Annotated in this window: 15 protein-coding genes, 1 tRNA gene and 1 other RNA gene; 3 read left to right on the forward strand and 14 right to left on the reverse strand. The window is 41.5% G+C overall.

The genetic code is table 11. The features are described from left to right. Positions 1-27 precede the first annotated feature (27 nt). The 10 genes from V6C11_RS05140 to V6C11_RS05185 all read right to left on the reverse strand — a co-directional run bounded on the left by V6C11_RS05140 (position 28) and on the right by V6C11_RS05185 (position 8,781). On the reverse strand, positions 28-291 hold the full coding sequence (locus V6C11_RS05140; protein WP_333530024.1) for a pro-sigmaK processing inhibitor BofA family protein: 264 nt from the start codon (positions 289-291) through the stop codon (positions 28-30). A gap of 142 nt (positions 292-433) precedes the next feature. Continuing rightward, the gene (recR, locus tag V6C11_RS05145; protein WP_333530025.1) at positions 434-1,036 is read right to left on the reverse strand and encodes a recombination mediator RecR; all 603 of its coding nucleotides are present in this window, start codon (positions 1,034-1,036) and stop codon (positions 434-436) included. Between the two features lie 22 nt (positions 1,037-1,058). Continuing rightward, on the reverse strand, positions 1,059-1,376 hold the full coding sequence (locus V6C11_RS05150; protein WP_333530026.1) for a YbaB/EbfC family nucleoid-associated protein: 318 nt from the start codon (positions 1,374-1,376) through the stop codon (positions 1,059-1,061). 39 nt (positions 1,377-1,415) lie between these two features. Beyond that, positions 1,416-3,011, reverse strand: a complete 1,596-nt coding sequence (gene dnaX, locus V6C11_RS05155; RefSeq protein ID WP_333530027.1) for a DNA polymerase III subunit gamma/tau — start codon at positions 3,009-3,011, stop codon at positions 1,416-1,418. Between the two features lie 134 nt (positions 3,012-3,145). Further along, positions 3,146-4,819, reverse strand: a complete 1,674-nt coding sequence (locus V6C11_RS05160) for a nucleoside kinase (protein WP_333530028.1) — start codon at positions 4,817-4,819, stop codon at positions 3,146-3,148. A gap of 233 nt (positions 4,820-5,052) precedes the next feature. Next, positions 5,053-5,316, reverse strand: an RNA gene (ffs, locus tag V6C11_RS05165) — signal recognition particle sRNA large type. 19 nt (positions 5,317-5,335) lie between these two features. Next, a tRNA-Ser gene (locus tag V6C11_RS05170) sits at positions 5,336-5,427 on the reverse strand. A gap of 272 nt (positions 5,428-5,699) precedes the next feature. Next, on the reverse strand, positions 5,700-6,791 hold the full coding sequence (locus V6C11_RS05175) for a zf-HC2 domain-containing protein (protein WP_333530029.1): 1,092 nt from the start codon (positions 6,789-6,791) through the stop codon (positions 5,700-5,702). 257 nt (positions 6,792-7,048) lie between these two features. Further along, positions 7,049-7,249 carry a cold-shock protein gene (locus V6C11_RS05180; RefSeq protein WP_333530030.1) on the reverse strand — a complete coding sequence of 67 codons (201 nt, stop codon included), beginning with the start codon at positions 7,247-7,249 and terminating at the stop codon, positions 7,049-7,051. Positions 7,250-7,374: 125 nt separating this feature from the next. Then, a complete protein-coding gene (locus V6C11_RS05185) occupies positions 7,375-8,781 on the reverse strand; it encodes a DEAD/DEAH box helicase (RefSeq protein ID WP_333530031.1) in 1,407 nt (468 codons plus the stop codon). A gap of 193 nt (positions 8,782-8,974) precedes the next feature. Here V6C11_RS05185 and V6C11_RS05190 point away from each other — a divergent pair, with 193 nt between their 5' ends. Beyond that, entirely contained in the window at positions 8,975-10,054 is a 1,080-nt protein-coding gene (locus tag V6C11_RS05190) for an NAD(P)/FAD-dependent oxidoreductase (RefSeq protein WP_333530032.1), read from the forward strand. Positions 10,055-10,185: 131 nt separating this feature from the next. Continuing rightward, complete coding sequence (locus V6C11_RS05195) at positions 10,186-11,247, forward strand: SIR2 family protein (protein WP_333530127.1); 1,062 nt, start codon at positions 10,186-10,188, stop codon at positions 11,245-11,247. 210 nt (positions 11,248-11,457) lie between these two features. Here the strand turns inward: V6C11_RS05195 and mutY are convergent, their stop codons facing one another. Both mutY and V6C11_RS05205 read right to left on the reverse strand, forming a co-directional pair. Beyond that, on the reverse strand, positions 11,458-12,555 hold the full coding sequence (gene mutY, locus V6C11_RS05200) for an A/G-specific adenine glycosylase (RefSeq protein ID WP_333530033.1): 1,098 nt from the start codon (positions 12,553-12,555) through the stop codon (positions 11,458-11,460). Between the two features lie 386 nt (positions 12,556-12,941). After that, the gene (locus tag V6C11_RS05205; protein WP_333530034.1) at positions 12,942-13,628 is read right to left on the reverse strand and encodes a class I SAM-dependent methyltransferase; all 687 of its coding nucleotides are present in this window, start codon (positions 13,626-13,628) and stop codon (positions 12,942-12,944) included. 113 nt (positions 13,629-13,741) lie between these two features. On the opposite strand from V6C11_RS05205, the gene V6C11_RS05210 reads away from it, so the two are divergent. Beyond that, positions 13,742-13,885, forward strand: a complete 144-nt coding sequence (locus tag V6C11_RS05210; RefSeq protein ID WP_333530035.1) for a hypothetical protein — start codon at positions 13,742-13,744, stop codon at positions 13,883-13,885. Positions 13,886-14,005: 120 nt separating this feature from the next. Here the strand turns inward: V6C11_RS05210 and V6C11_RS05215 are convergent, their stop codons facing one another. Further along, entirely contained in the window at positions 14,006-15,568 is a 1,563-nt protein-coding gene (locus V6C11_RS05215) for a methyl-accepting chemotaxis protein (protein ID WP_333530036.1), read from the reverse strand. Between the two features lie 53 nt (positions 15,569-15,621). Continuing rightward, positions 15,622-17,736, reverse strand: coding sequence for a putative bifunctional diguanylate cyclase/phosphodiesterase (locus V6C11_RS05220; protein WP_333530037.1), 2,115 nt, complete (start codon positions 17,734-17,736; stop codon positions 15,622-15,624). Between the last annotated feature and the right edge of the window lie 151 nt (positions 17,737-17,887).

The following is a 17,887-nucleotide window of genomic DNA, read 5'->3' on the forward strand; positions in this document are numbered from 1 at the left end:
ATGATTTGTTACACAATTTAACCTTAGCTATAACACAACATAATTAGCCAACACCAAGAGAACAATTCCCGGCACTTGCAAAATACCCGCCGTCAGAAGTGTAAAGGGGTTGATAGCAATATGAATCCCTAAACCACTGCAAACAAAGTTTACGAGAAAGAGTAATACCCCGCCAATGATCAATGATAAACTTAATCTGCCAACGATAACAAGTGGTCGGGCAAAGATTGTCCCAAACAAGTACAAGCCAAACAACCCGATCAGGCTAAGAAGTACAGTTTTCCATTCCATTACCAAACCCCTCCTTTATATTTAGCCATGGCCCATGGCTTGACTCAATAAAAATACCCATTCGCATAAGAAAACCCCCTAGCTATATATAGGGGGTTGAGACAAGTCTTATGACAATTTTTCTATATAAATAAGGAAACTTTTAGCCGAATTCAGCACGACCTTCCAAGGCCTTATTTAATGTCATGGCATCGGCATATTCAAGGTCTGAGCCCACAGGTATGCCATGGGCAATTCTTGTTACCTTAACGCCCAGAGGTTTTAAAATTCTGGCCAGGTATAGGGCTGTGGTTTCCCCCTCTATATCCGAGTTGGCAGCTAAAATAACCTCCTGCACGTCACCACCCTGGATACGTTTTAATAGTTCCTTGATGGTTAAATCCTCTGGACGAATACCTTCCATCGGAGAAATTGCCCCATGTAGGACATGATACTGTCCCCGATAACCCCGGGCCTTTTCCATGGCGATAACATCCCTGGGTTCTTCCACTACGCATAGTAGTTTATTGTTCCTTGTGGCATCCTTGCAGATGGAACAGGGATCTTCATCCGTAAGGTTGCAACAAATTTGACAGCGCTTGATGGACTGCCTGACTTCGACCAGTGCTTTTGCCAGCCCCTGTGCAAGCTCCGGCGATGCATTTAATACATGAAAGGCCAGTCTCTGGGCTGTCTTTGGCCCGATACCCGGAAGCTTGGTAAATTCATCTACCAACCTGGCCACTGGCCCAGAGTAATACAGCATGGGAAGCCCTCCTCGCTAAAACCTAGAACAAGCCGGGGATATTTAAGCCACCCGTCAATTTACCCATTTCCTTGGCTACCATTTCTTGGGACTGACGAAGGGCATCATTAACGGCTGTTATTAATAAATCCTGAAGCATTTCTACATCATCTGGGTCAACTACCTCTGGCTTTAAGGTAATGCTGACAATCTCTTGCTTGCCACTAACCACAACCTTAACAGCACCACCGCCGGCACTGGTTTCCACCGTACGGTTTCCCAATTCCTCCTGCATTTTGGCCATGTCCTGTTGCATTTTCTGTACTTGCTTCATCATTTTGTTCATATTTCCACCCATCATAATTATCAAGTTCCTCCTTTATGTTCTACCCCGAATGGTCTAACTGGGGTCATTTTCTAAGTATACAATATCCTTGCCAAAAATACGTACCGCCTCCGTATAGATCGGATCCTCCTCTGGTTTTAGATCCGTCTTAGCTGGAGACTTTTTTCCATGCACACAGCGTACCTCCCACTGTCCACCGAAATGCTTACCTAGCAACCACTCCAGATACTTTCTGTGTTCTGGCTTATCGGCAGTTCGCATGTCAAATTCGTCTAGGAAATACATAACTAAAGTATTCCCCTGAACATCCATGACCGGTTGGTTGCTGTTCAATAGAGACCAAAGGGGCATTTTTTTCCCTTCTTTAATTCCCTTGAGCAAAGCAGGCCAGGCCTTTTGAATTTTATCTGTATTTACATTAACCGCTTGCCCGGCATCCTTTGTCTTAGCTGGCAGGTCTGTAACTGTGCTATCTGCCGGTTCTACCCTCTGTACCGGTTCAGCCTTTATTGGCTTTACGGGTGTATCTACAGGGGCAGGAGGGATTGCGGCTACCACACCTTGTTCCAAGCGACGTTCCAATTCATTAATCCTGCGCGTTAGTCCCTCAACAGAGGCAACAATCTCTGGCCGGGAGGCTTTAACCAGGGCCAATTCCAAAACCAAACCTGGTTGCGAACTCCATTTCATCTCTTGCTCTGCCTGAACGAGAGTACTCAAAATACTAAAAATGGTTTCGTTACCGATGCTGTTGTTAATCTGACCCTCTATCAATAAACCCCTTAAGTAGGAAGTCATTTCACGGGCAAAAAGCCTCAGATCTTTACCCAGCTCGGATATTTCCGCCACTAATTCCAGTGCCTCAGCTGTATTTCCTGCTGCCAGACAGCCTGTCATCTTGACTAAAATATCCTGCCGCACCGTGCCCAGGATGCTATGGATGTCTTCGATGGTAACGGTTTTCTCAGCAAAGGCCGCCCCTTGATCAAGGATACTAAGGGCATCCCGCAATCCCCCTTCTGCAGCCTTAGCAATTAGCTGAAGTGCTGCTTCCTCTACATCAATGTGGGATCCCTGGGCAACCTCTTGTAATCTTTCTACCATCTCCTCCGGTTTAATGCGCCGAAAATCGAAACGCTGACAGCGGGACAGAATCGTTACCGGTACCTTGTGCGCTTCGGTGGTTGCCAGTACAAATACAACATGGGCTGGCGGTTCTTCTAAGGTCTTTAATAGGGCATTAAAGGCTTGATCTGTAAGCATATGAACTTCATCAATAATATATACTTTTTTAACCCCGGTTGAAGGTGCAAATTTAACCTTTTCTCTTAAATCTCGAATTTCATCAATACCCCTATTCGAAGCGGCATCAATTTCTACCACATCGACAGAATTCCCCTCATTGACAGCCAGACAATTGTCACAGTCATTACAGGGTTCCCCGCTGCTGGGATTTAGGCAGTTTAAAGCTTTAGCCAACACCTTTGCTGTTGTGGTTTTACCAGTTCCTCTGGGACCGCAAAAAAGATAAGCATGGGCTACTTTATCTTGCCGTAGGGCATTTTGTAAAGTTCGAGTGATATGTCTCTGCCCTACAATATCTCTAAAATATTGTGGTCGCCAGGTTCGGTATAATGCTTTATATGCCAAACTAAACACACCTCATTATATTCTTCCATATTGTTTCGCCCTTTAATACCTATTTCCTTTTTAAGCTGTTATTTCCATATCATATTATACCTAAAAAAATGACACACCCTCAAGCAGCTTGAGGGTGTGTCTATTTATCTTACTGTTCCAACAAAACAACTACCGCCAATAAATTCTCTCACAATGGAATTTAACGGAATTTCATCTATCCCCAGGGGAGCCAAATAGCCAATTAAATCAAGCAATCTTTGGGCCTCTGCATACTCCTGGTCTTCCTTGGTGATTTCTCTTAGGTGCGATTCCACTACATTTTTTAAAACGGCCAATTCGTAGGGTAAGGCAGAATTAAACATGACATCGGCACTCTCTTGGAAGGGGAAAATATTTTTTTCTTCACCCCGGTTTACCGAGAGCCACATGCCTATTGTCTCTCTGGCAGAACGCCCCCGGCAACGTTGGTCCCGGGTAATACGACGTAACAGGCGAACATCCGTGGTGGCGGTACGGTTTTCATTATCCAGATTAATCTGGGTTAGGGCACTGACATAAATCTTAAATTTCCGGCTCTTTGGAACAGAGCTGGTTAACATATCGTTTAAGCCGTGAATACCTTCAACTATCAGTAAATCACTCGGACTTAACCTTAGATGTTTACCATGATACTCCCGTTTGCCTGTTTTAAAGTTAAAGTATGGTAATTCTATTTCTTCTCCTTGAATAAGTTTTATTAAGTGATCATTGAATAAGGCAATATCAATGGCATAGATACTTTCCAAATCAAGATTGCCATCTTTATCCAGGGGTGTCATTTCCCTATCAACAAAATAATCATCCAAGGAAATAGCTACTGGTTCAATCCCGTTGACTTGTAATTGGGTAGATAACCTTTGGGCAAAGGATGTTTTGCCCGACGAGGATGGACCAGCAATTAACACGATGCGGATTCGGTCAATGTTGTCACTAATATTATCAGCAATTTCGGCAATCTTTTTCTCATGCAGAGCCTCTGATATCCTTATTAAGTTATTAATGTCACCCTTGGTGACTACATCATTTAAAGAAACCACATTGTTGACTTTAATTATATTTGCCCACTTTTTAGCTTCATAGTGAATATTTGCTAACTTACCCTGTTCAACATAGGGCGGTACCTCTATCGGGCTATCCAGACTTGGTAGTTCTAAGATAAACCCAGGCAAATAAAAGCGCAGCCTAAAACATTTCAAAAACCCGGTGGATGGCACCATAGGACCATGGGAAATGTCATAATATTCTTCCCCACAGGAGTAAAGCTCTATTTCTTCATTTGGAGCATAACTTAGCAACTTAATCTTTTCAGTTTGGCCCATTTCTGTAAAAAGACGCTCTGCTTGGTCCTTATTAAGTTTAATTAAGTGCATCGGTTCGTTTGCATCAATAATATAACGCATTTGCCGTTCAATTCTTGATATATCCTTTTCCTTTAGCGGTCTATGAAGATTAATTTCTCCATAGCGTCCATTCGCCAGGGTATGCTGAATTACCGCGCTGCTTCCTGGCAGCACTTCAGAAATGGCCCTCATTAATAACAATGTCACACTGCGCCGATAAACTCGTATACCCTCTCTCATTGTTAAATCAACAAATCTTACACTACAATCTTTCACGATTGGTGTTCTTAAATCCACAAATTCATTGTCAATATAGGCAGCCACAACCGGAACAGCCTCTTCCTTTGACCGCATCTCGAGTAGTTCACCCACCGGTGTACCCTGGGAAATTTCATAGGGCTGTTCTCCTTCTAGCATAACCTTAATTACATTTTCCATCTGTACACCCCCAAATATTCGCTTGTTAGTTAAATTACAAACTATTATATATAGAATCCTTAAATAAATCTACCACTAATCTAAAATTCCTGCCACTTGGGACAGGGGACCGGTTTTTTGTCCCAATTCCCCAGACAAGTTCTGAAGCAGTCATCAAAAGCAGGATTTCCTTGTCCCTTATAAAAATAAAAACTGCCCATATTTACAGGCAGTTACATGCTTAAATTTAGCGACCGTGCACCTACTGTCGAGTGATAACTTCCGAGCGTATCACCGCAGGTTACTCAGACCAGGTTGCCTTGCGGCACCCGTAGGGGTTCCCTTAGTGCTGCTTCCGTCAGGACCTGACACGGTTCGAGAGCCTACGCTGCGCAAGACCCGGTCGTCAACGCCCCTTACGATGACCAGACCTCACAAATCATACCCTCGAGTAGGAATTCAACCCAGCTACAGCGGATTGCTGGTGCAGGGCACCGCTACCTCCCCATCTAGCACGGTCAAAGCGATACAATTTAATGGCGGAGAGGGCGGGATTCGAACCCGCGAATGAGTTACCCCATTACATGATTTCCAGTCATGCGCCTTCGACCGGACTCGGCCACCTCTCCATTCGGTTTATTCAATTGTTGCCACATGTTAGATTATATTAATTTCTACTGCCCAAGTCAAGAGTCAAATGCAGACATGCAAATATTTTTTGTTCGACCCCCTGATCACTGTCACTTGCTTAGTATACATAACGAAAGGAAATATTACAACCGGTAAAAAACTCAATCTATAGCAATATTTATTACGTGTTAATATTAGCATGTATAGGCAAAGGTAAATTGAAATAACAAAACCATTCGAAAATAAAAAACCCACCAATTGGTGGGAAAAGTTATTCAATAGCAATGGTTATTATAGAATAATTACTCTGTTGCTCTAAATTTTGAATTAGTTTGATTTGTTGGCTAATGGCCGTGTTTATCATTGCCAATTGTTGTTCTGCTTCGGCATCAGCCTGTTCTTCCACTTGCTGCTGCAGACTTGCTTGTTCAGTCTGGAGCTGCTCCAGTGCGCTAACCGCCTGTTGATGCTGATTGCTTAAATCTCTCTCCGATGGCATATCCGTTATAACCTGACCCAGTGACTTTAATTGTTTTTCCACTTGCGTGGACGCTTGGGCCGGCACCTTAATTGCCAACTTGCCATTACTTTCATTATAGGGTACTATAATGGAGCTATTGTTGCTTTGCGTAATGCTATGGATTGATTTAAGTACCGCACTGCTGTCTTCCGCTGTCAATTTTAAAGCTACGGATCTTGCAGTCATTCCTGCACTTTGTTGAGGCTGATAATTTTCCGAGGCAAACTTTCTGTCCTTTTCACTTTCTACTACTTTGACCGGGTTTACCGTTACAGCCTGCTTAGGCGGTTCCTTCACTCCCTGGGTACGATTGCTGGTATCCCCCTCAACCTTAACAGGTGGATCAGTTTCATTACTAACCTTATCCACTTTGTCATTGGCCGGTTTAGTCGGCTGACCACCCTGGGGTTGCTGTACATCCTGTTTGTTTTGAATTTGTCCAACAATTCCCTGATTATCACTTGGTACTGGCATAAATTGGTTGCCTTCATTTTCCCATAACGTCGTTAATCCCAGGGTCATAGCCATAACTGCTGCCACAGCCATTGTTCTATACCATGATTTACGGGTAACGGCATTTACATGATCCGTCCAGCGTTTTTGTTTTGCTGGTTCAGCCAAAGGCAATCTATCAATTTTTTCCATTAAACCGGCTCGGAAACCAGCCGGTGGAGTTAATTCAGGAAGTTCCTGTAACAAATTCATACATGCCTCTAATTCAGCCAACTCATGGCTACATGTGGAACAGCTAACTAGGTGCTTTTGAACCAAGGCATGTTCATCAGGATCAAGGGCTCCGTCCAGGTACGGTGATAATAATTCTGATACAACCTGGCAATTCACGGATTATCCCCCCCTTCTATTTTGGTAGACGAGCCAGATGCCAAAAATGTTCCAGTTGCTAGATATTTTTTCCTAGAATGGTATCTCCTTTATTTAAACCGAAAATCCTTCTTACTTAGGACATTTGTCTGATTTTATTGTAAATCAACGGCGATTAAACGGAAAGGTGTAATATTGTGATGTTATGTAAAACAATGGTTCTGAGTAATAAAAAAGCTATAATAAAAAAACTGCCTTAGGGCAGTTTTTTTATTACATTATAGTTTAACAACATTTTCAGCTTGTGGACCCCGGTTTCCCTGAACCACTTCAAACTGAACCCGCTGTCCCTCTTCTAATGTTTTAAATCCATCTCCGGTGATGGCTGAAAAGTGGACAAATACATCCCCACCCTCTTGTGTTTCAATAAAACCATAACCTTTTTCTGCATTAAACCATTTTACTGTGCCAGTTTGCAACGATGTTACCTCCAAAATTATTAATCTTATTACATCTATAGTATACACCCTTATTGTCTTTTTTAACCGTTTCTTAGAAATATTTTAATTAATTCCTAGGCCAGTCCATGGAGCGGACCGTTCCCTTACACCTTACCCACTTTTCTTCCCCTGGCAGCGATCGTATGATTGCTCTGCTTGCCTAAATTGTTTTTGCTAGCTCGTGTTCCATTAGGAGAAACCCTTGTTTTTCCAGCTGTCTTACCCATGCTATTTCTCCCATTTTTTCCTTGACCGTCCCCCGTCAAAGAATTCTTTTTACCTTGGGGCCGCTTTCCCTTTTCATAAAGCCCCGGGGTCCTTTTTCCTCTGGTGGGTTCCTTTACCATCTTTTTCTCTTTACCTTCAGCATTATTACCAGAGAGCCGCTGTATCTTTTCCCCATTACTATCTCTTTTTTCAAGGGATTTCCCAATACCCTTTTCTATCAACTGCAAATACATACGTTCCCGGGGAGTAATTAATGTTACCGCCAGGCCGGTCCAACCCGCACGCCCAGTTCTACCTATGCGATGAATATAACTCTCCACATCGTGGGGGATATTGTAGTTAAAAACATGGCTAACTCCTTCAATATCCAATCCCCGTGCTGCCACATCCGTTGCCACTAGAAGCTGCAATGCCGCTTCCCTAAATCGTTTCATCACTTGCTGCCGTTTTGCTTGGGATAGGTCACCATGTAATTCATCTGAGCTAAAACCTTGCCCAATCAGGTATTCATTCAGGGCACTGGCAATTCGCTTGGTCCGGCAAAAAATGATGGCTAGATAGGGACGATAGACCTTTATTAAATTACTAAGGGTCTCTTGTTTTGTCCGGTCCGTTGTCTCCACAACAATTTGTTTAATCTCATCCAGAGTAATGTTCTTACCCTGTACACGAATATCCACCGGTTTTTTCATATAACGCAAAGATAATTCCCGTACCTGTTGAGGTATGGTGGCAGAAAAAAGCATGGTTTGCCTTTTCTCGTAGGTCTGTAAAATTATTCTTTCAACATCCTCCAAAAATCCCAGGTGCAGCATCTGATCTGCTTCATCCAATACCAACATAGACACCCCGGTAAGCCTAACCGTACCACGACGCAAGTGATCCAACAGGCGCCCAGGTGTAGCAACAACCAAATGAATATTTCCCTTGAGCTTCCTGACCTGTTGCTCCACATCTTGGCCACCATAGGCGGCCAGTACATTAATATCGCTACCTGTTATTATCTTTTTTATTTCGGTGGTTATTTGTAGTGCTAGTTCCCTGGTAGGAGTAATAATCAGAGCTTGAATATAAGGTTTTTTTACTTCTATTCTTTCTAAAATGGGTAATACAAAGGCCAGGGTCTTACCTGTACCAGTCTGGGCCTGAGCAATTACGTCCTTCCCAGTCAGCAGTACGGGTATCGTTTGTTCTTGAATTGCCGTGGGCCTGTGTATGCCATTGGCTTTTAATTTTGCATTTAGTTCATTACTAATACCAAGGGTTAAAAAATTGGCAGTCATCTTATCGCATCCTTTAAAAGTAATAATGCCTTATTGTATCAAACTAGATTCATTGTAGACAGTCTAAATATAGTCTTGCCAATTAAAAGGCACTTCATTGGTTTTCTTGTGCTTTTCGTAACGTGGGTAAAATACGATACCCTGGGGATATACTAGCCATACTTATAGAAAATTACCGTAAAGAGGGGTTTTTATGAAAGTTGCCATTATCGGAGCTGGACCAGCCGGACTTGCCTGTGCTGTTGAATGTGAAAGACTTGGTATCATCCCAGATGTTTTTGAAAGGGATAATACCGTTGGTTGGATATGGCCATCGGTTACCGTAAGTTTAAATATTTTTGATTTAGATATGGGAGATCAAAGCAATGTAACATACAAAAAATTTGGTATTGATCTTTTACCCCTTACAAAAACCAATAGTTTTACTTTAAAGTCACCAAACAGTGAAATTAAAGTTGAGGGTAATCTAGGCTATTACTACGTTCGAGGCAAGGATCCAAACTCAATTGAAAACCAGTTGCTAAGAAAATTAGAGAAAACACCCATACACTATAACAGTCCTGCAGATTATAAGGAGTTAGCCAAAAAATACGATTATGTAGTAGTTGCTACAGGTATTGAAACAACGGCCAAAGAACTTGGTATATGGGAACAAAAGGGATTGGTTCATATGCATGGGGGGATGGCTCTGGGTAAATTTAGCCCAGGCAATTCCTTTTTATACTTTAATACAGAATATGCTGGTACAGGCTATGCCCGGCTAACCCCTTATAATTCCACCCAAGCAATCGTGAAAATTTATAATTTTAATTGTGAGGAATCAAATATAGATAGCCTTTTTACTGATTTTTTAGAAAAGGAAAAACTAACCCATTTGCAGTTTTTTTATAAAATAACACCACCCATGTTCTCGATCGGAAAGGTTAAAAAATTTCAGGTGGACAACGTCTTACTGATCGGTCGTGCGGCTGGCTTTACAGATCGTTTAGTAGGAGTTGGTGCCTCCTTTGCCATTGCCAGTGGCGTGTATGCCGCCAGGGCCATCATCAAAGATAAGGATTACAATTCCTTGGTTAAACCACTACAGCAACATGTGGAGAATATATCCGCCTTTCGAGATGCCATGGCAAATATAGACAATGACGGATTTGATAAGGTTATTTCTATATTGGGTACCCCGGGAATAAAGCAGGTTATTTATAATACAGGCATTGATTTTACGGATATGGCCGGAGCGGTTTTAAAAAATATCAACAAGCTTTTGGGAAAGTAATAATCTCCGAAGCACTCGGTTGCTATTTGTTGCCACCAACAGTTACTAATTTATCAGGCAGGAATATTTGATACAATGTAAAATGTAGTTAATTTTAAAAGCTTTTTTGGCCAAGGTGGTGAACGGATTTGGTGGACAATGTTATTATTCTTGGCGCTGGTGCCTCTGCGGCGGAAGGTGCACCCGTTCAGGCTAAACTTTTTAAGGAATATTTCTTGCTTAAAAGAAAAAATGGGGAGCCCATCAATAAACACTTAATATCCTACTTTTATAACTTTTGGCATATCAACCTTAACACGGTTGATTTAGAGGAAGTCCTATTTCCTTCTTTCGAAGAAGCCCTGGGGATGTTAGAGCTAGCTAAACAACGTCAGGAATACTTTTTAAACCTATATAATACAACTAACTACCATCACATGGACCAGATTATTGAAGAACTAATATTTTTAATCGCTGAAGTGCTACAGAGAACCCTTGGGCAATTCAGTAAACTTCATACGTTACTGGTAGAAAAGATGGTTAATAATAATAAAATAAGAAACACTTCTTTTATTTCATTAAATTATGATATTCTCATTGATAACTCTTTAACAAAACTACATGACGTAATCGATCTTGATTATGGTATCGATTTTGTTAATTTTAATGAGCCAGGCAACTGGCACAGGCCTAATCCTGATAATTCCATTAAATTATTTAAAATACACGGCTCCTTAAACTGGCTGTATTGTCCTATTTGTAAAAAAATACGCATTACCCCTTTAGAAAAAAGCGTAACCCTACTAATTAGCAAAAATCTTAAAAACCGATTATTATGCCACAGTTGCAAAGCCCTTTTTGTACCTATTCTTGTCCCACCAACCTTTTTTAAAATTATGTCCAACCCTTATTTAGTTCAAATCTGGGATAAAGCTGAGAATGCCCTTAGGGAATGTAAAAATATTGTCTTTTGCGGCTACTCCATACCGGAAGCAGACATTCATATCAAATATCTATTAAAACGAGGCACCTTAAACCGCTCAACACCTCATCCAAATATCGTTGTAGTAAATAATTACCCTGGTAAACCCATGCAAACCAAAGAAGATGAGAAAATACGCTTCATCCGCCTCTTTGGCAAAGAACGGGTTCATTATTCCACCATAACAACCTTTAAGTCCTTCTGCACGCGCCCGGGCCTGTATTTGGTGTAACGAAAAGGGATCCTCACTTTCAACAGCGAGAATCCCTTGATACCTGGCATTTTTTAACGCGAAACCGGGTCACGGAACCCGGGGGCTAAAGACTTCAATGGGGCGGGCTACCGATTTATCGGAAGTCGCTCGAATGACTTCCATTCTATATTCATTCCGGACCGGAAGGATACCTAAACGGTTGAAAGATCCGTGTGGTATATCCAGCCGTTATTCCAGGGAGATTTCAAGCTGCTCCCATCCATTGTCCGAATGCAGCAGCTTCAGAACACGCTGGAAGGCAGTGGGGACGGCATAGCGCTCCAGTTCCTCTTCCTCCACCCAATGCAGGACATCGCTGTGAGGCATGGGTTCTGCCAGTGCGAAGGTAAAAACGTCCATTTTCCAGATTTGATGGGAAAAGACATGGGAAGCTGAACCGAGCTTCCTTGCATTTTTCAGCCGCAGCCCATATTTTTCCTCCAGCAATTGTGCAGGGGAGCGAGAATCCTTCTTTTCAACGATGGGCAATCCCCATAGCTGTCCCAGCAGGCGATCATTTTTCCGGAATTCCAGAAATATTTTTCCGTTTTCCCGCAAGACGGCTACCCAGCAAGGAACGATCCGGGGAGCCTCCTTCTTTTTCTTGACCGGCAGCTCGTTTTGCCGTCCGGTCCTGTAAGCAGCACAGAAGGATTGCACGGGGCAATGCCCACAAAGGGGCGCTAACGGGATGCATACAAGGGCGCCCAACTCCATCATTGCTTGCGTGAATTCTCCCGCATGGTCTTTGGGGATGATCGGACAGACAATGTCGGCGACTCTTTTCTTCGTCCGGCTCTGGGAAATATCATCCTCGCTTCCCTCCAACCGGCAAATAACCCGAAGCACATTGCCGTCCACGGCAGGATAAGGCTGGTTGAAGGCAATACTGGCAATGGCCCCGGCAGTATAATCCCCGATGCCGGGCAACTGCCGAAGGACTTCGTAGTCCCGGGGGAATACCCCGTCATATCGTTCCACCACCTGTTGAGCCGCCTTTTGAAGATTCAGCGCACGGGAATAGTAACCCAGCCCTTTCCACACAGCCAGCACGTCCTGTGCGGAGGCTCCGGCCAACTCCCGGAGGGTGCCGAACCGTTCCAGAAAGCGACGGTAATACTGAATGACCGTATCCACCCGCGTTTGCTGCAGCATGATCTCGGAGATCCATATTTTATAAGGATCGGTCGTATGCCGCCAGGGCAAATCCCGCTGGTTCTTCCTATACCATTCTAACAAAGGCCCGACTGAGGCTTTTGCGCCTTCCCCCGTCTGTAAGTTTTCCATCGTTTGCTCCATTTTTCGTTTTTTTTATTATAGTGCGTTCACCGGATAAATTTCAACCGGGGTGTTTAGACCTTCCCTGGCAGTCAATAGGCCATCGCTCAAATTCTATTTCGTAATTTGGATTAAAAGCCGGGTATGTCATTAATAAAAAATGCCTAGGGTAAATTGATTTAATGAATCATACCTTCATTTTAATTGCTTTACGCAAATGGCTATGTATACAATTAGGATACATTTCATCCTCTTGAAAGGAGTTGGCTTATGATTAAAATCCTAATTGTTGAAGATCAAGTTGCAATACGTGAGTTCAATTATAGAAAAACTTCAACAGAAAACTACTCCCTAGACCAGTATATAATAACAGGTTTGGAGGATTTTAAATTAAACTAATTTCTTCTTCCAAACAGTACTACAAAATTAAAATATTTGTAAATGCAATCAACATCTGAAAAACCAATTTCCCTTAACCATTTCAATTGGTCTTCTAATGTAGACATTTTATCCAAGTTAGTCCTTTCAAAAGCCGAGGACAACTCCTCTTTTGATAAGCCACTACGTTTAACCTTGTCTTTCCAATCTCCTTTATACAAGGTTTCAAGATATGGCGTGCTTCCAAGGACTTGGTCAGCGTTAACAAAGACGCCATTTTGATTTAGAGCTAAATAAATACTTTTATATAACTGCTTTTTCTCATCTTCCGTTAAATGATGAATGGATAACGCTGAGATAATCACATCATATTTCTTATCAAATTTATACTTGGAATAGTCACCAATTATATAATTTACCTTAGGTTTACCCTTAAACCTCTCTTTCGCTTGTTCTAGCATTTTTTCCGAAATATCAATTAAAGTTAAATTGGCATTGGGGTATTTTTCTAAGGCAAAGAAGGATAATAATCCTGTTCCTGCACCAATATCCAAGATATTCGGTTTTTCATTACTTGTTTTAGCAACAGAAACTGCTATCGAATAAAAATCGTCAAAGCACGGAATAATCTTTTTCCTTTGACTATCGTACTGGCTTGCATTATTATTAAATTTTTCCCTTACATCACGGAATTCAGAATCCATAAAGCACCCCTTTTTGGTTTTCCTAATCATACCAACATTCATTTTCATATTCAATATTTTCGGTTATTTGCTGATGGCTGTCCTGAAAAATTTCGCCCCAAGGTACGTCCCCATTGCTTAACTCAAATAATGACAACAGACACGCCTTTTGCAGCCAAGCCCTTTATGATGCTAAGCAACGAAACCGTGATGTAATTGGGGAAAGCATGACCGGTAGAATCCTAGCTGCAGAACGCCAACGCAGTACAGTTGGTTAATGAATAAGCTCCCATTGTCTACAAGAAGATAGCATGGGGGTTTTCCCTATTATCCACAGTATTAACAGTGGTTGGCTTTGACATTGACAGTGAGAAATTTTCCGTCAAATTAGGTGATTGCTACACTATTTTAAAGCGTTTGGTGAAACGCTCGAGCTCCTCAGCCATCCTAGCGAGATTCTGGCTTGTGGTTGATACTTCCTCTACCGTTGTCGTTTGTTCTTCGGTGTTTGCAGCAACGTTTTGTACCCCCGCAGACATCTGTTCTGCGGCAGATGCTACAGACTGTATCTCTTCTGAAAGGTTTTGCACCGCCGCAATAATTTTTTCAAAGGTTGTTCCAACCTCCAAGACCACAGTGGACCCTTTCTTTACCTGAATAACACTGTCTGCCATACTTTGCACCGCTTTATTTGTTTCCTGCTGTATGGATGTAATAAGCTGATGTATTTCCTTGGCAGCATTTGCTGACTGTTCTGCAAGTTTTCTTACTTCTTCAGCCACTACGGCAAAGCCACGCCCTAGGTCCCCGGCCCTAGCTGCCTCTATGGCAGCGTTTAAAGCTAACAAATTGGTTTGGTCAGCAATTTGTGTAATCAATTCGACAATTTGCGATATTTGAGCTGCAGATTTGTTAAGCATATTAATGTCTTCTCCGCTACTTGTAGTAGACTTTTCAATCAACTCCATCTGTTTACTAATCTGACTTAAACCCTCCGTCCCTTGATGGGCGTAGTTGGTAGCGTGGTCGGAATTCACTGCTATTTTCTGTGTATTTAAAGTAACCTGTTCCACTGTACTGGCCACCTCCGTAACGGTCGCTGCCGTTTCCTGTGCACCAGCAGCAACATTTTGGGAACTTGCTGAAAGTTGCATCGAGGATGAGGACACCAATTGAGATTTTTCTTGAACCTCTATTACCAACTCCCTTAAATTATGCAACATTTTATTAAAAGCCATTGCTAGCTGGCTGACCTCATCCTTTGTTTTAATATCAATTTGTTCACCGGTTAAGTCGCCCTCTGCAATCTTAATTGATTCTGTTGCAACCCTTTGAATCGGTCGTGTAATGGACCGGGCCAGAAAAAAGGCTAGCGATAAACCCACTAACAAAGCCAAAACGGTGGAAATCAGGGACATTCTTTGCATGGAAGTTATTTCTAAATCGGTTTTTTGAACAATTTCTAAAAGGCTGTTGTTTCGTTCTTCAGCATAAGCGGTGCTAGCTTTATTAAAACTGCTGGCCAATGGCACCCCTTGATTTAAAATTATTTCGTTGGCTTCTTTTTCTTTACCCTCTTTAATGAGTGGAATAATCTCGTCCAGGACCAGCGTATTATAGTTATCCTGGTACTCCATCAGCTTTATAAATTTTTCTTTATTGGCCTTCTGCCTGGCTGTATCGATCATATTTTGTATGATCAATTTGTTTTCCTCACCCAGTTGTCTAAACTGTTCCGCATAGTTGTCCTGCTTATAATAAAAGAAACCCCGTATGGCGGATGTTTGAGCAACAGCATGATGATTAATCGTATTTAACTGATTATTTCTTTCAACCTCATGGGGGATATAATTAACTTGTTCCTGCATTTTTCCAATATTATAAGAAACAATACCAGCGGCAACTGTAAAAATAACCATAACAAAAACAAAACCGCCGAGAATTTTTAACCGCAATGACATATTTTTGCCTCCTTAATGTTTAACCTTTATAAATATCAACTAATTAAAAAATACTAAGCGATATAAGGAACCGGTTTGCCAAGATGATAGCCCTGCCCATAACTTATGCCTAGATTAGCTAATATCTTTAGAATGCTTTCATTTTCTACAAACTCTGCAATGGTTTCTTTGCCCAGGCTATTGGCAACACTGCTGATGGCCTGTACCAATGACCGAAGGACATGATCTTTTTCTAAATTTCTGACAAAGGAGCCATCAATTTTTAGGTAATCCACAGGAAGAAATCGCAAATAAGAAAATGAGGAAAACCCGCTGCCAAAATCATCTAAGGCAAAGGAACACCCAACATCTTTGAGTTGATTTATCCAGCATTCGGCTTGTACTAAATCCTTTACCGCGGCTGTCTCTGTAATCTCAAAGCCAATCCTTGCGGGATTCATACCGCTTTCTAAAATACCCCTGGTTATATCTAACAATAGGTCTTTATCCCCTAAACTTTGCCCGGATATATTCATAAATAGTTTTATATGAGGGTTAGCCTGCAAAAATTGGAGAGCTGCTCCAAAAACCCAGCGATCAATTTGTGGCATCAAGCCAAACTGCTCAGCCACCGGAATGAATGTATGTGGCAACATCAATTCTCCGTTATGATCTTGTAAACGAATCAATGATTCGTAATGATTTACACTCCCGTTAGCAATTCTAATAATTGGCTGGAAAAAGAGTATAAATCGATTCTCCCTTAGGGCATTTTTAATTAAAGAAACGATTTGGTTTTTCTCAGTATAAGATGCAATGATCCCTTCATCCGATTCAACAAAAACAACTTTGTTGCGTCCCGTATTTTTGGCAGTATTTAGGCCAATCCCTGCAAGAGAAAGAACTTTTTGATAACTTAATTTACCATCTATTAACACCGCACCAATACTTACGGTAAGATTGATAGCAATTTCTTTGTCTAGGTAAAACTCTTGATCATAAATATCCCCACGTATTTTTTCGGCAATCTGTTTAGCTTCTTCAAGACTACTTCCCTCAAGCAGCAAAGCAAACTCGTCTCCACTTAGCCTAGCCAAAAGATCCTCTTCCCGCATATAATTTTTCAATAGACTAACCAAAAAAACTAGTACGCGATCGCCGAAAGCATGAGCAAATGTGTCATTAACAAGCTTAAAGTTATCCACATCGATCACCAATAATGCACTTTTGTTTCCCCTCTTTGCCTTGGCTACCGTTCTTTTTAATGCTTTTTCCATAAAGCTTCGATTATATATACCGGTTAAAGAATCATTGGTAGAAAGAAATTGTAATTGTTCTTCAATAAGTAGATGGTCGGTAATATCCCTGGCAATAATTATGCATTTGAACCCCCTCCCCGTTTCATTAATGATAGGCATGATTACGGAGTCTAACCATAGGTAATGCCCATTGGCGTGTTGATAGCGATAACTCTCCTTTGTGACAGAATTTAGTTTTACCCTCTCGGAGATCCTTAACTTGCTATCATCCCTGCTTATAAAACGATAAAGAGATTTACCAATCATTTCCCTGGGACTAAAACCAAGAATGTCTTGTACAACCGGGTTTACATATTGAATAATCCCTTCCGCACTAATTTTAAAAATTATATCCGGCATATTATCCGTTATTTGACGTAGGCTTGCTTCTTTTTCCCTTAATGCTTCTTCCGTCTGTTGATACTTATTTTGCAGGTTGCTTGTATGAATAGCTATTTCCAGGCATTTCGCCACGATGTGCAGAAATACTAAGTCATCATTTGACCAGGTTCTACGTTGGGATATCTGATAGAGTGTTAAAAGATAAAAACCACCCATATTCTTATATAATGGATACCAGAGAAAACTTTTAACCTTAAACCAGCCATGAAAAAGCTTGGCCCATTTATCACTGGGAATATCCAGGTGACTTTCGATCCAAAGATTTTTGTGCAATTTATTTCTTATAATGTTAGCCAGAGGACGTTTAAAGTCTATAAAAACAATTCGTACACTGTCTACCCCAAGTGTATCTTTGATAAGATTTGTTATATTTTCGAAAAGTTTTTTCTGGTTATCACCATGCATAATCGTATCAACCAAACGGTTTATGGCATACAGACAAGCAAGCTGTGATTCTATAATTTGATTATTAAAATGTTCTGAACTCACCTAAGTCACCTCAAAATCATTTTTTCAACATCAACAATCTAAATAATAGTTTTTCGTCTTATCCATTGCAATAAGCAAAAAACCTGCCAACATTGACAGGCTTCCCTTTTCTCATGATCTTTGCCCTAATTTTCCGCATTTACTGCACATG

This window comes from Desulfotomaculum sp. 1211_IL3151 (genome assembly GCF_036763075.1).
Classification (GTDB): Bacteria; Bacillota; Desulfotomaculia; order Desulfotomaculales; family Desulfotomaculaceae; genus Desulfotomaculum.